Origin of the sequence: Pseudomonas sp. GXZC, from assembly GCF_026967615.1 — a bacterium.
In the GTDB taxonomy this organism is placed as follows: domain Bacteria; phylum Pseudomonadota; class Gammaproteobacteria; order Pseudomonadales; family Pseudomonadaceae; genus Aquipseudomonas; species Aquipseudomonas azotoformans_A.
In genome coordinates this window covers 4714796-4728169 of the sequence record NZ_CP114115.1, presented here as the reverse complement: position 1 = coordinate 4728169, position 13374 = coordinate 4714796, and the positions used below count along the sequence as shown (strand labels likewise).

The window sequence follows — 13374 nt, the reverse complement described above, 5'->3', positions numbered from 1 at the left end:
ATGCGCACCTCAACGTTTTGCCTGGCGACCGCTCTTGTCCTGAGTGGTTGTGGATCCTTCCCCGACCGCCTCGATCCGGACGACGATCTGCTGCACGAAGCCCTGCAAGGCACCGGCTCGCAACGCCCGCCGACCGAGCAAACCGCGCCGGACAGTCCACCGCCTGCGGTTAAAACGCCAACGCAGCGCCAACTGATCCGTGGCAACCAACAGTTCGTGCGCGCGCCGGCAGCGCAGCCGGTGGCGAAAGAGGAGGGTGGCGATATCGTCTTCAACTTCGCCGACCAGCCCATCGAGGCAGTGATCAACAGCGTAATGGGCGACCTGCTGCACGAGAACTACAGCATCGCCCAGGGTGTGAAAGGCAATGTGAGTTTTTCCACCTCCAAGCCGGTGGACAAACAACAGGCGCTGTCGATCCTCGAAACCCTGCTGTCCTGGACCGACAACGCGATGATCAAACAGGGTGATCGCTACGTGATCCTGCCCGCCAACCAGGCTGTGGCGGGCAAGCTGGTGCCGCAGATGAGCGTGGCGCAACCGTCCAGCGGCCTGTCGGCGCGGCTGTTTCCATTGCGCTACATCGCTGCCACCGAGATGCAGAAATTGCTCAAGCCGTTCGCACGTGAGAATGCATTTTTACTGGTTGATCCTGCCCGCAATGTGCTGAGTCTGGCCGGCACTCCGGATGAGTTGGCCAACTACCAGGACACCATCGACACCTTTGACGTGGACTGGCTCAAGGGCATGTCGGTGGGCGTCTTCGGGCTGCAACGGGCTTCCGTGGCCGAGTTGATGCCCCAGTTGCAAAGCCTGTTCGGCCCTGACAGCGGCATGCCCCTGGCCGGCATGCTGCGTTTTTTGCCGATTGAGCGGACCAACTCGGTGGTGGCGATTTCTTCCCAGCCGCAGTACCTCAGCGAAGTGGGCGACTGGATCCGTACCATCGACGAGGGCGGCGGCAACGAGCCGCAGATGTATGTCTACGACGTGCGCAACATGAAGGCTGCTGATTTGGCCAAGTACCTGCGGCAAATCTACGGCACCGGCGCGATCAAGGACGACACACCGGCGAAGGTCGCGCCAGGCCTGCGCACGACGACCCTGTCGTCGCTCAATACCGGCGGCCTGCAGAACAACCCACCTGCCGCCGAAGCGCCGGAGCCGGAAGAGAAGGAAGTCGCCCCCACCAACGCCCTCGAAGCCGGCACCCGCATCACCGCGCAAAAGAGCAGCAACCAGTTGCTGGTGCGCACCCGTCCGGCACAGTGGAAAGAGATCGAAGCGGCGATAAAACGCCTCGACAACCCGCCGCTGCAAGTGCAGATCGAGACGCGCATTCTTGAGGTCAAGCTCACCGGTGAACTGGACCTGGGCGTGCAGTGGTATTTGGGGCGGCTGGCGGGCAACTCCTCCAGCACCACCGTGGCCAATGCTTCCGGCAGCCAGGGCGCGTTGGGCGGTGGTGGGGCCGGGTTGGGGGCGACGGATTCGTTGTTCTACTCGTTCGTCAGTTCGAATTTGCAGGTGGCGTTGCATGCGCTGGAAACCAATGGCCGTACCCAGGTGTTGTCGGCGCCGTCGCTGGTGGTGATGAACAACCAGCCGGCGCAGATTCAGGTGGGGGACAACATTCCGATCAACCAGACCACGGTGAATACCGGGGATGCGGACACCACCTTGAGCAGTGTCGAGTATGTGCAGACCGGGGTGATTCTGGATGTGGTGCCACGGATCAATCCGGGTGGGTTGGTGTACATGGATATTCAGCAGCAGGTCAGTGATGCCGAGAGTCAGAGTGCCAATAGCGACACACCGGTGAATCCGCGCATTTCGACGCGTTCGGTGTCGACACAGGTGGCGGTGCAGAGTGGGCAGACGGTGTTGCTGGGGGGGTTGATCAAGCAGGACAACGGGGAGAGTGTGAGTGCGGTGCCGTATCTGGGTCGGGTGCCGGGGTTGCGGTGGTTGTTTGGGAGTACGAGCAAGTCGAAGGATCGGACGGAGTTGATTGTGTTGATTACGCCTAAGGTGATTACCAGTAGTGGGCAGGCGCGGCAGGTGACGGATGATTATCGGCAGCAGATGCAACTGTTGCGGCCTGGGGGGTAGGTTGGTGTGCATATCCATTATTTAGGTAACGGCCACTTATGGTTCCGCTCTTACAGCGGCTCACTTTTGGAAAGGCCCAAAAGTAAGCAAAAGGCCTTCGCCCCAACACTCGGTGCCTCGCCTAGGCTCGGCATGCCCTCACTCCGGCTTGAATCCGTGGGCCGCCGCGATGGGCCATCCTTGGCCCAGCGCGGCTAACCCGGCGTCCTGCCGGGTTACCCACGGATTCAAGCCTGCGTTCGGCCAGCGTGTTTGACGGGGCGCCTCAGATCAAGATCAAGAGCGACTCGCTTCGCATCGTAGATACGCGGTCCCTGTAGGAGCCGGCTTGCCGGCGAAAAACATGAGAACGCCGCGTTTTGTCTGGTTACCCGCGTCACCGTTAACTACCATCGCAGGCAAGCCAGCTCCTACAAGGGACCGCGTTTGCCCTTGCCTTTGCTCTACACCACTCAAGCCGGCTGTCAGGCCGCTGTGCTCTTGCTTTTGATTTTGATCTTAGGCGCCCCGTCAAACACGCTGGCCGGAATTCGGCAGGGATTTGGGGGGTAAACCGGCAGGGATGCCGGTTTAGCCGCCCCGCGCCATGGATGGCGCGTGGCGGCGGCCCCCCAAATCACTGTCGGATTACGGGCATACCGAGCCTAGGCGAGGTACCGAGTGTTGGGGCGAAGCGTTTTTGGTTACTTTTGGCGCTCTTCCAAAAGTGACCCGCTGTAAGAGCGGAACCATAAGCGGCCGTTACCGCAGCAACGGATATGTACTCTCGGCCAGTTGCAAAAAAAACATTACCAATACGAATAAATCATCAGGCAAATAATGAAATCCAAGAATATTAGCTTATGCCCAAATAGCATTATATTTTTAAAATCCATTCCGTTATGTTTGAACTCAACAGCCTACCCCTGACCTCGGATGGTACCAATCTAGATTCGGATTCTGCGCTGACACCCCCGCAGCAGAATCGTTGGAAGGGAGTTCAACGCATGTTGCCAATTCAAACCTCGCCCCACACCTAGCTTCCCAAATCGCCCGACACCCCAAAAAAAACCGAGCACCGCGCCCGCCCGCGTAACTGCCCGACTCCGCGATTTGGAAACGCAGGAATACCTATGAAGCGAGCCCTACAACCCACCGCCGCACTGGCCCTGGCCCTCCTGGCCAACACCGCCCAAGCCCAGGACGACAGTACCCTGTCCACCGTCGTGGTCACCGGCAACCGCGGCGCCGAGCAACGCACCGTCACCAGCAGCCCGGTGCCGATCGATGTGGTCAGCGCCAAGCAATTACAGAACACCGGCAAGCCCGGCCTCATGGAAGCCCTGAGCGCCGTGATCCCATCGCTGACCCTGCCGGAAAAAACCGGCTGGGACGCCAGCGGCATCGCCCGCGCCCCGAACCTGCGGGGCCTGAGCGCCGCCGAAGTGCTGGTGCTGGTCAATGGCAAGCGCCGTCACACCGCGGCCACCCTGAATATCAATGGCATCAATACCGGTGCGGCCCCGGCCGACCTGGACCTGATCCCCATCAGCGCCATCGACCACGTGGAAGTCCTGCGCGACGGCGCCGCCGCGCAATATGGCTCCGACGCTATCGCCGGGGTGATCAACGTGATCCTCAAGGCCGACACCAGCGGCACTTCGGTAACCAACGTCGGCCAGGGGTATGACGGCAAGAAACAGACCGTGCAACAAAGCCTCAACAAGGGGTTCGAGATCGGCAATGGCGGCATTGTCCAACTGGCCCTGGACGCCCGCAGCCAGAATGACGACAACAAGGCCAGCGCCAACGGCTACACCTACGCGCAAGCCTACGAGCAAGCCGGACGCTCGACGTACGGCGGCTACGGCACGCCCAAGACCAACCTGCTGACCCTGGGCTACAACGCCGAGTTGCCGATCGACGACAGCTTCAGCCTGTACTCCTTCACCACCTATTCACGCCGCAAGGCCGAGCAGGGCCAGAACTTCCGTCTGCCGACCATCACTAACACCATCACCACCGGGCCGAACGGTTACCCCGGTGGCTACACGCCGACCTGGTTCATTGATGAAGACGATTTCCAGGCGGCATTCGGCGGTAAAGGCACGGTAGGCGAGTGGGACTGGGACTTGTCCACCACCTATGGGCGCAACGACGCGGAGCAGGGCACCACCCACAACCAGAACCCATCGCTGGGCGAGGCCACGCCGAATCACTTCACCTCCGGCACCTGGATTTCCACCGAGCTGACCACCAACCTCGACTTCAAGCGCGGCTTCGATATTGGCCTGCAAAAGCCGTTGGACCTGAGCGTCGGTTTCGAACATCGGCGCGACACCTACGAGGTGCAGGCCGGCGACTATGAGTCCTATGCCAATGGCGGCTACTGCGTGGCGCCGGGCAATTGCGCGTCGTCGGGCGCGCAGGTCACCAACGGCATTTCGCCGGATGAAGAAAGCAGCGCCTCGCGCAACAGCCTGGCCAGTTATGTCGATGTGGGCTTCAACCCAGTGCCGGACTGGTACGTCGGCACGGCGTTTCGCTATGAGCACTACAACCAGGGCGTCGGCGCCACCCGCAGCGGCAAGTTGACCACCCGCTATGACTTCAACCCGCAATTCGCCGTGCGCGCCACGGTGAGCAACGGCTTCCGCGCGCCGTCTTTGGCCAACAGCCTGTTCAGTGCGCGGTCGACCACCTATGGCGTGGTCGACGGCGTGTATCAGTCGATCAACTACGGCGTGCTGCCCGTAGGCTCTGCTGCCGCACAAGCCCTCGGCGCCCAGGAATTGAAGCCGGAGCGCTCAACCAACTTCAGCCTCGGTTTCACTCTCACACCGACTGATCGCTTGAGCTTCACCGCCGATGCCTACGTGATCAACCTGCGCGATCGCATCACCCTCACCGGCACCTTGCTCGGCCCCGAGATCACCCAGGTGCTGCAAGGCAATGGCATCAACTCCACCTCCGGCGGCCAATACTTTATCAACGGCGCCGACACTCGCACCAAAGGCCTGGACCTGGTCAGTAACTACAGCCAGGACCTCGGCCAGTATGGTGCGGTGAAGTGGACCGCCGCGTTCAACTGGAACCAGACGCGAATCCTCAACTACAAGGAGTCCACCAACATCCTGGGCACCTCCTACGAGTTGATGAACCGCGAGGCGCGCAACCTGATCACCGGCGTGCAGCCCAGCACCAAGCTGATCCTCGGTGGCGACTGGAGTATCGACCGCTTCAACGTGAACCTGGCCCTGACCCGCTACGGCTCCTACAAAGAGGTCAACTCGTCGGCCAATCGCGACCTGGACCGTATCTACGCCGCCAAGTGGATCACCGACCTCGACCTTGGCTACAACCTCACCAAAGACCTGAACATCGCTGTCGGCGCCAAGAACCTGTTCGACATTTACCCCAAGAAACAAGGGGTGCCGAGCAGCACCATGGTCAGCAGCTATGGCGTCTATTCGCCCTACGGTTTTACCGGCGGGTACTACTACACCCGCTTGACCTATGCCTTCTGAGGCCGAGGAATTCACCATGCCCATCGTCGCCAAATCCTATGACCTGATTGACTCGCCCAGCCCGGTGCGCCAGGCCCGTGTCTCCACGCCGATCAAGGCCCTGCAAGTGGTGCCCGCGCGGCATCCCTGGCGCTGGGCCGGGTCGATCTTCGCAGCGCTGGTGCTGCTGGCCATCGTGCATTCCCTGGCGACCAACCCGCGCTGGGAATGGGGCGTGTTCGGCCAGTGGTTTTTCTCGCCGTCGGTGCTGCGTGGGCTGGGGCAGACGCTGCTGCTGACGCTGTTGAGCACGGTGTTCAGCATCATTCTCGGCACGGCGCTGGCGTTGGCGCGCCTGTCGGGCTCACCGCTGTTGGCGGCGTTGGCCTGGGGCTATATCTGGTTCTTTCGCTCGATGCCGGCGCTGCTGGTGCTGATCATCCTGTACAACTTTGCCTACCTGTATGACCACATCGTGCTCGGCGTGCCGTTCACCTCAGTGGTGTTTGCTGAGTGGTCCACCGTAGACGTGCTCAGCCAATTCACCGTGGCGGTGTTGGGCTTGAGCCTGATGCAGGCGGCGTACGCGGCGGAGATCATTCGCGGCGGGCTGATCGGTGTCGATGCCGGCCAGCATGAAGCCGCTGCGGCGTTGGGTTTACCGGCCTCGCGACGGATTTTTCGGATCATCCTGCCCCAGGCGCTGCGTTCGATCCTGCCGTCGGGCTTCAATGAAATCATCGGCCTGGTCAAGGGCACCTCGATTGTCTACGTACTGGCCTTGCCGGAGCTGTTCTACACCGTGCAGGTCATCTACAACCGCACCCAGGCGGTGATCCCGCTGCTGATCGTGGCGACGGTCTGGTACTTGATCATCACCACCGTGCTGACCAGCGCGCAGTACTACGTCGAGCGCCATTTTGCCCGTGGCACGGCACGGGTGCTGCCGCCCACGCCGTTGCAACGCATACGCCGCTGGCTCAAGGAGAAAACCCATGAGTGAAGCTCGCGCCGGGCGCATCCAGATCCAGGGCGTGGGCAAGCGCTTTGGCAACCAACAGGTGTTAAAAGACATCGACCTGACCATCGACCCCGGCAAGGTCACGGTGATCCTCGGGCCGTCCGGCTCGGGCAAGTCCACCTTGCTGCGCACCATCAACCATCTGGAGAAGATCGACAGCGGGCATATCACCATTGACGGTGAATACGTTGGCTATCGGCGCAAGGGGGACCTGCTCTACGAGCTGAAAGAACGCGAGATTCTCAAGCGCCGTATCGACGTGGGTTTTGTGTTCCAGAACTTCAACCTGTTCCCGCACCTCACCGCCTGGGAGAACGTCGCTGAGGCGCCCCTGGCCCACAAACGCTGGAGCAAGGCCGAAGCCCAGACCAAGGCGGCCGAGCTGCTGGCCAAGGTCGGCCTGGCGGACAAGGTGGATGCCTACCCGCGCCAGCTCTCCGGAGGCCAGCAACAGCGTGTCGCCATCGCCCGCGCCCTGGCGCTGGACCCCAAAGTGCTGCTGTTCGATGAACCCACGTCGGCCCTCGACCCGGAGCTGGTGGGCGAAGTGCTCGACGTGATCAAGGGTCTGACCCAACTGGGCGTGACCCTGGTGATCGTCACCCACGAAATCGGCTTTGCCCGTGAAGTGGCCGACCACGTGGTGTTCCTCTGCGACGGCCAGTTGATCGAAGAAGGCCCGCCTGAACAGATTTTCCGCCAACCCCGACATCCCCGCACTGTGGCCTTTCTCGGCAAGGTGCTTTAGTTCAAGGAGTGACTGCCCATGCTTATCTCTACCGCTCGTATCGCCCTGTTGACGCTCGCCGTCAGCACTGCGCAAATCGCATTCGCCGTGCAACAGGTCGACCTCAGCCCCGACCGCCCGCGCATTCATGTACCGCGTAACGAAGCGGCCATCGCGCAGATCCCGCCGGGCTTCAAGTTCGCCCAGCCGGGCAAGTTCACTGTGGCCGTGTCCGGTGTGGCCGGGCCGCCCCTGGCGCTGCTGGCCAATGACGACAAGACCACCATCGGCAGCGAGGCCGATACGGCGCAGTTGGTCGCCGACAGCCTGGGTCTGCAACTCAACGTGGTGCAGACCAGCTGGGAAGACTGGCCCCTGGGCGTCAGCTCGGGCAAGTACGACGCGGTGATCAGCAACGTCACGGTGACCGAGGCGCGCAAGAAGCGTTTCGACTTCGCGACTTACCGCCAGGACGTGCTCGGGTTCTATGTGAAGAGCACCAGCAAGATCAGCGCGATCAAGCAGGCCGAGGACATTGCCGGACTGAAGATCATCGTCGGCTCCGGCACCAACCAGGAAAAGGTCCTGCTGGCCTGGAACGACGCCAATGAAAAAGCCGGGCTCAAGCCGGCACTGTTGCAGTACTTCGACGACCAGGCCGCCGCGCAACTGGCGGTGCAATCCGGGCGCAGCGATGCGCTGTTCGGGCCCAACTCGGTGTACGCCTATTCGGCGGCAATCACCGGCGGTATCAAGCTTGTCGGCACGGTCAATGGTGGCTGGCCTTTGAAAGCGGATATCGCGGTGACCACGCGCAAGGACAACGGCCTGGTCAAGCCGATCCACACCGCCCTGGAAGGCGCGATTGCCGGCGGTCAATACGAACAGGTGCTGCAACGCTGGGGCCTGGATATCGAGCGCGTCGACACGTCGCTGATCAACCCACCGGGCCTGCCGGATTAAGGAGCATCGAACATGGGACTGACACGACGTGAAGCGCTGTCGAGCATTGCTGCGGTAGGCGGCGAACAGGCCGTCAAGGAGGCACTGGCGGCATTGGGCCTGGGACCGTCGTCACACCGCCGTCCGCAACCGCTGAAACTCAAGGCGGGCCTGGGGCAGGGCACCCGCGTGCTGGTGTTGGGTGCTGGCATCGCGGGGCTGGTGACGGCACTGGAACTGACCCGCGCCGGGTTCGAGGTGCAAGTGCTGGAGGCGCGTGACCGCGTGGGTGGCCGGACCTGGACTATCCGCAACGGCGATCGTGTGGACTACAAGGACGGCCGCTCGCAAACAGCTGCGTTCGACCCAGGGCATTACTTTAATGCGGGCCCGGCACGAATCCCGAGCCAGCACCGCACTATTCTCGACTATTGCAGCGAACTTGGCGTGCCGCTAGAAGTGCTGGTCAACAGCAGCCATGGTGCCCAAGTGCGGCCGGATGTGAGCAAGCCGGCTTTCACCGTCGGCCAGGCCATCAACGATGCACGGGGGCAGGTGTCCGGGTTGCTGGCCAAGGCGGTGCAGCGCGATGCCCTCGATGATGTGTTGAGCGCTGAGGAGCGCACGCGGCTGTTGGCGTTCCTGCAGGTGTATGGCGACCTGTCACAGGCGCTGGCCTTCGAGGGCACGATCCGCTCAGGGCACCTGGAGTCGCCTGCGCATCCCGGCGCGTTGCCCGCCAGTCGTCGCCCGTTATCACTCGATCAACTGCTGCACCCGGAACTGTGGGGCGCGTTACTGCACACGGAATTCCCGGAGTTCTCCGCCACCATGTTCCAACCGGTCGGTGGTATGGACCGCATCACGGATGCCTTCTACCAGCGCGTCCAGGGGTATGTGCAATTGGGCGCCCAGGTGCGGCAGATCCGTCAGTTGGAAGACGGCGTAGCGGTGACGTACCACGACAAGCTCAGCGGTCGCGAACAGGTGGTGCGCGCCGATTACCTGATCTCGACCCTGCCGCTGCCGCTGCTGGCCAAGCTCGACACTGACTTCAGCGACCCGATCAAGGCCGCCTTGCTCAGCACCCGCAGCGACCAGGCGACCAAAGTGGCGTGGCAGTCGCCGCGATTCTGGGAAACCGACTACCGCACCTACGGCGGCCTGTCGTGGATCGAACACCCGGCACGCCTGCTGTGGTACCCGAGCAACGACCTCAATACCCGCGAAGGCTTGCTGGTAGCGGGCTACGTGACCGGCGAGGGCGCCGACGTATTTGGTGCGCAACCCTTCGACCAGCAGTACGCCACCTCGAAAGAAGCCGTGGAACTGTTGCACCCCGGTTATTCCAAACACTTGCGCAATCCGCTGGCGGTGTCCTGGGAACAGATCCCCTACAGCGAAGGCCCGTGGCTGCAACGCGAACACTTCCCTGCCGACGCCAGCGCCTTGCTCGAAGCCGGCCACGGCCGTGTGTATTTCGCCGGCGACGGCCTGGTGCAAAGCGGCGTGGGCATCTGGCAGGAATCGGCGGCCAACTCGGCGCGCCATGTGGTCGGGCAACTGGCCGAGCGGGTTATCCACCAACGGCACAGCGCGGCACTTGCCGCATCATAAGGAGATTCATCATGAGCGACAGCATTCAACGCACCAGCGTCGGCGATTTTCCGATCTCGCAGACCGTCACCGTACCGGCTTCCGCCAGCCTGATTTTTGTCAGCGGCACCCTGCCTGATCTGCACGACGCAAACGCCCCGGCGGGCACGCCGGCCGCCTATGGCACGACCGAAGTGCAGACGGTGTCGGTGTTCAACAAACTGCGCAAGATCCTGCGCCAGCAAGACCTGGACCTGGGTGATATCGTGCAGTTGCGGGTGTTCCTGGTAGGGGCCGAAGAGACGGGCGGCAAGCTGGATTTCGCTGGCTTGCAGGCGGGCTATACGCAGTTCTTTGGCACCCCTGAGCAGCCGAACAAGCCAGCGCGTACGGCGTTGCAAGTGGTGGCGCTGCCGCTACCCGGCGCGTTGATCGAAGTTGAGGCGGTCGCTGCGCGTACGTCGTAAGACTGACCCTTGCTCTGAGAAAAATCCCACAACTAGGTGGGATTTTTCATTCTTCCAGCCCGTATTTTTCCTCCTAGGATGGCGCGATCGCTTGAACACAAGCGATACGGCGGGGCCGCTCCCATCGCCCGGCAGCCGTAAGAACATGCTTAGGAGTCAACACATGAAGATGACCAGTGTGAGCCAACGCCTGCGCCGCTCGGCCTGGGCCGTGATTGTCGCCGGGGTACTGGCAGGCTGTGCCACGCCGCAGCCGCCGGCGGTAAAGATCTCCCTGGCCCGTGATGCGGTGGGGCGCGCCTTGGCAGCGCAAGCGACCCAGTTCGCACCGCTGGAAATGAAAACTGCCCAGGACAAGCTGGCGCGCATGGACCAGGCCATCGGTGAAATGAAGTACGTCGAGGTGGACGCCCTGGCCGACCAGATCGAAGCCGACGCCAGCCTGGCCGAGGCCAAGGCCAATGCCGTGCGTAAACAACAGGTCTTGAAGCAGGCGCGAGAGGGCATTCAGGTGCTCAAGCAGGAAATGCTCAACGCCCCCGCGACTACCCACTGAGGATCCAGCCATGCGTGCCATTTTTTTCATTCCTGTGCTTTCGGCCCTGAGCCTGGCGTTTGCCGGTTGCGCCACGCCGCCGGAAAACCCGCAATTGCTGCAAGCGCGCAGCCAGTTCTCCAGCCTGCAGCAGAAGCCGGAATCCAACACCCTGGCGGCGGTTGAAACCCGTATCGCTTCCAACGCGCTGGACCGCGCCAACCAGGTGTCGTTGCACGACCGTACCGACCCACAGCTCGACCAACTCGCCTACCTTGCCACGCAAAAAATCGCCCTGGCCGAGCAGACCATCGTCGGCCGCAAGACCGATGCCCAGCTCGACAACATCGCGGTCGACCGTACCCAGGTGCAGCTCGACGTGCGCACCGCGCAGCTCAAGGCCTTGCAGGCGATGAAAGCCCAGCCGACCGAACGTGGCCAGGTCATCACCTTTGGCGACGTGCTGTTCGACACCGGCAAGGCCGATTTGAAAGCCGGCAGCCAGCGGGACTTCCAGGGGCTGGCGAACTTCCTGGTGCAGAACCCGGAGCGTCAGGTGCGGGTAGAGGGTTTCACTGACAGCGTGGGAGGCGATGCCTACAACCAGAGCCTGTCCGAGCGACGTGCCCAAGCGGTCGCGCGTGGTTTGCAACGACTCGGCGTGGGGATCGAGCGGATAGCCGTCATCGGCTACGGCAAGCAGTTCCCGGTTGCTGATAACCAGAGCGCACAGTCACGCCAGTTGAATCGCCGTGTGGAAGTGATCGTGTCCAACGACGCTTCGGCGGTCAGCGCACGTCGCTGAGCCTGACAGATCGTTATGCAGTACTAGGATAACGGTATTTGCTAGAGATCATTAATTTTAATAATTAGCATAGATCTACAAAGCCTTTCACAAGCCCTGCCTACGGGCATTAAGGTCATTCTCCACCGGCCACCGCGGCCATCCACGGAGGAATACCTTGATGCCCATCTCACCTCGACAACTCAAATTCGGCGCCATTCTCACCGGCGTCGGCACCGCACAAAACGAATGGTTGCACCCACAAATCCCTGGCGATGCGAGTGTGGATATCGACTGGTACCGCGCCCAGGCACAGCAGGCCGAAGCGGCCAAGTTCGACCTGGTGTTCATCGTCGACAGCCCCTACATCACGCCGGATTCCGCGCCGCATTTTCTCAACCGCCTGGAGCCCTTGACGCTGCTCTCGGCCATCGCCGGGGCGACCTCGAAAATCGGCCTGGTGGCGACGCTCACGACCTCCTATACCGAACCGTTCAACGTGGCGCGGCAGTTCGCGTCCCTGGACCACATCAGCGGCGGCCGCGCCGGCTGGAACGTGGTCACCACCGGCTTGGAAGGCGCGGCGGGAAACTTTGGCCGTGAGCAACACATCGACCACACCGAGCGCTATCGCCGCGCGGCCGAACACCTGGACGTGGTGCAGGGACTGTGGGATTCCTATGAAGACGACGCCTTTGTGCGCGACAAGCAAGCCAAAGTGTTCCTCGACCCGCAACGCCAACACCGCCTCGATCACCACGGCGAGTTTTTCTCGGTCACCGGGCCACTCAATATTGCCCGTTCGGCCCAGGGCCAACCGGTGATTTTCCAGGCGGGTATCTCCGAATCCGGGCGCAGCCTGGCGGCGAATTATGCCGAAGGGATTTTCGCCGGTGTGGGCAATTTCGAAGATGCCCAGGCGTACTACAGCGACATCAAGAAACGCACCGCCGCCGCTGGGCGTAACCCTGACCACGTCACCATCCTGCCGAGTATTTCGCCGATCATTGCGGACACCGATGAACAGGCGCAGGCCATTGATCGTGAACGCAATGGCGAGCTGGATCTTGGTAAGGCGCTGGTGCAGTTGGGGCGGCCGTTCAATTACCACGACTTTAGCCAGTACCCACTGGATGAGCCGTTTCCGGAGTTGGGCGACTTGGGGAGTAACGGGTATCGCGGGCATGCGGAGAACATCAAGCAGGTTGCTCGTGAACAGGGGCTGACGTTGCGCCAGGCGGCGTTGCGCTTTGCCAAGCCGTTTTCCAGTTTCGTCGGCTCGCCCAAGACCGTGGCGAATGAGATCGAGCGTTGGTTTGTGGAGGGTGCGGTGGATGGGTTCAATATCCACGTGGGCGCGCCGGAGGATTTTGCGCGGTTTACCGATCAGGTATTGCCGTTGTTGCGGGAGCGGGGGTTGTTTCGCAGTGAGTACAGTCACAGCACGTTGCGGGGGCATTTGGGGTTGCCGGTGCCGGTGAATCGGTATGCGGTGGGGCGGGTGGCTTAGGGGGGTGTACATATCCATTGCTGCGGTAACGGCCGCCTATGGTTCCGCTCTTACAGCGGCTCACTTTTGGAAAGGCCCAAAAGTAAGCAAAAGGCCTTCGCCCCAACACTCGGCACCTCGCCTAGGCTCGGTGTGCCCGAACGCAGGCTTGAATCCGTGGGCCGCCGCGATGGGCCATCCTTGGCCCAGCGCGGC

Annotated in this window: 10 protein-coding genes; all 10 read left to right on the top strand. The window is 62.0% G+C overall.

The window, feature by feature from the left end; all coding sequences use genetic code 11:
- The 10 genes from gspD (at position 1) to OZ428_RS22020 (ending at position 13179) form a co-directional block, all read left to right on the top strand.
- A complete protein-coding gene (gene gspD, locus OZ428_RS22065; protein WP_269131299.1) occupies positions 1-2112 on the top strand; it encodes a type II secretion system secretin GspD in 2112 nt (703 codons plus the stop codon).
- Positions 2113-3224: 1112 nt separating this feature from the next.
- Positions 3225-5618: a TonB-dependent receptor plug domain-containing protein gene (locus OZ428_RS22060; protein WP_269131298.1), complete on the top strand. Its 2394-nt coding sequence runs from the start codon at positions 3225-3227 to the stop codon at positions 5616-5618.
- Between the two features lie 16 nt (positions 5619-5634).
- A complete protein-coding gene (locus OZ428_RS22055; protein ID WP_269131296.1) occupies positions 5635-6600 on the top strand; it encodes an amino acid ABC transporter permease in 966 nt (321 codons plus the stop codon).
- Positions 6593-7366 (top strand): amino acid ABC transporter ATP-binding protein, encoded by a 774-nt coding sequence (locus tag OZ428_RS22050; protein ID WP_033900057.1) that lies wholly within the window; start codon positions 6593-6595, stop codon positions 7364-7366. The genes OZ428_RS22055 and OZ428_RS22050 overlap by 8 nt, the downstream gene beginning before the upstream one ends.
- A gap of 18 nt (positions 7367-7384) precedes the next feature.
- On the top strand, positions 7385-8308 hold the full coding sequence (locus OZ428_RS22045; protein WP_269131295.1) for an ABC transporter substrate-binding protein: 924 nt from the start codon (positions 7385-7387) through the stop codon (positions 8306-8308).
- A gap of 12 nt (positions 8309-8320) precedes the next feature.
- Positions 8321-9904, top strand: a complete 1584-nt coding sequence (locus OZ428_RS22040) for a flavin monoamine oxidase family protein (protein ID WP_269131294.1) — start codon at positions 8321-8323, stop codon at positions 9902-9904.
- An 11-nt stretch (positions 9905-9915) separates the two neighbouring features.
- Positions 9916-10350, top strand: a complete 435-nt coding sequence (locus OZ428_RS22035; protein WP_269131293.1) for a RidA family protein — start codon at positions 9916-9918, stop codon at positions 10348-10350.
- 163 nt (positions 10351-10513) lie between these two features.
- Positions 10514-10906, top strand: a complete 393-nt coding sequence (locus OZ428_RS22030; protein ID WP_033900064.1) for a DUF4398 domain-containing protein — start codon at positions 10514-10516, stop codon at positions 10904-10906.
- Positions 10907-10916: 10 nt separating this feature from the next.
- Positions 10917-11690: an OmpA family protein gene (locus OZ428_RS22025; protein ID WP_038846319.1), complete on the top strand. Its 774-nt coding sequence runs from the start codon at positions 10917-10919 to the stop codon at positions 11688-11690.
- 160 nt (positions 11691-11850) lie between these two features.
- Positions 11851-13179: an LLM class flavin-dependent oxidoreductase gene (locus OZ428_RS22020; protein ID WP_269131292.1), complete on the top strand. Its 1329-nt coding sequence runs from the start codon at positions 11851-11853 to the stop codon at positions 13177-13179.
- The last annotated feature ends 195 nt before the right edge of the window (positions 13180-13374 follow it).

Coding starts and splice junctions, on each gene's coding strand:
- gspD (WP_269131299.1), top strand. CDS start 1: ATGCGCACCTCAACGTTTTGCCTGGCGACCGCTCTTGTCCTGAGTGGT.
- OZ428_RS22060 (WP_269131298.1), top strand. CDS start 3,225: ATGAAGCGAGCCCTACAACCCACCGCCGCACTGGCCCTGGCCCTCCTG.
- OZ428_RS22055 (WP_269131296.1), top strand. CDS start 5,635: ATGCCCATCGTCGCCAAATCCTATGACCTGATTGACTCGCCCAGCCCG.
- OZ428_RS22050 (WP_033900057.1), top strand. CDS start 6,593: ATGAGTGAAGCTCGCGCCGGGCGCATCCAGATCCAGGGCGTGGGCAAG.
- OZ428_RS22045 (WP_269131295.1), top strand. CDS start 7,385: ATGCTTATCTCTACCGCTCGTATCGCCCTGTTGACGCTCGCCGTCAGC.
- OZ428_RS22040 (WP_269131294.1), top strand. CDS start 8,321: ATGGGACTGACACGACGTGAAGCGCTGTCGAGCATTGCTGCGGTAGGC.
- OZ428_RS22035 (WP_269131293.1), top strand. CDS start 9,916: ATGAGCGACAGCATTCAACGCACCAGCGTCGGCGATTTTCCGATCTCG.
- OZ428_RS22030 (WP_033900064.1), top strand. CDS start 10,514: ATGAAGATGACCAGTGTGAGCCAACGCCTGCGCCGCTCGGCCTGGGCC.
- OZ428_RS22025 (WP_038846319.1), top strand. CDS start 10,917: ATGCGTGCCATTTTTTTCATTCCTGTGCTTTCGGCCCTGAGCCTGGCG.
- OZ428_RS22020 (WP_269131292.1), top strand. CDS start 11,851: ATGCCCATCTCACCTCGACAACTCAAATTCGGCGCCATTCTCACCGGC.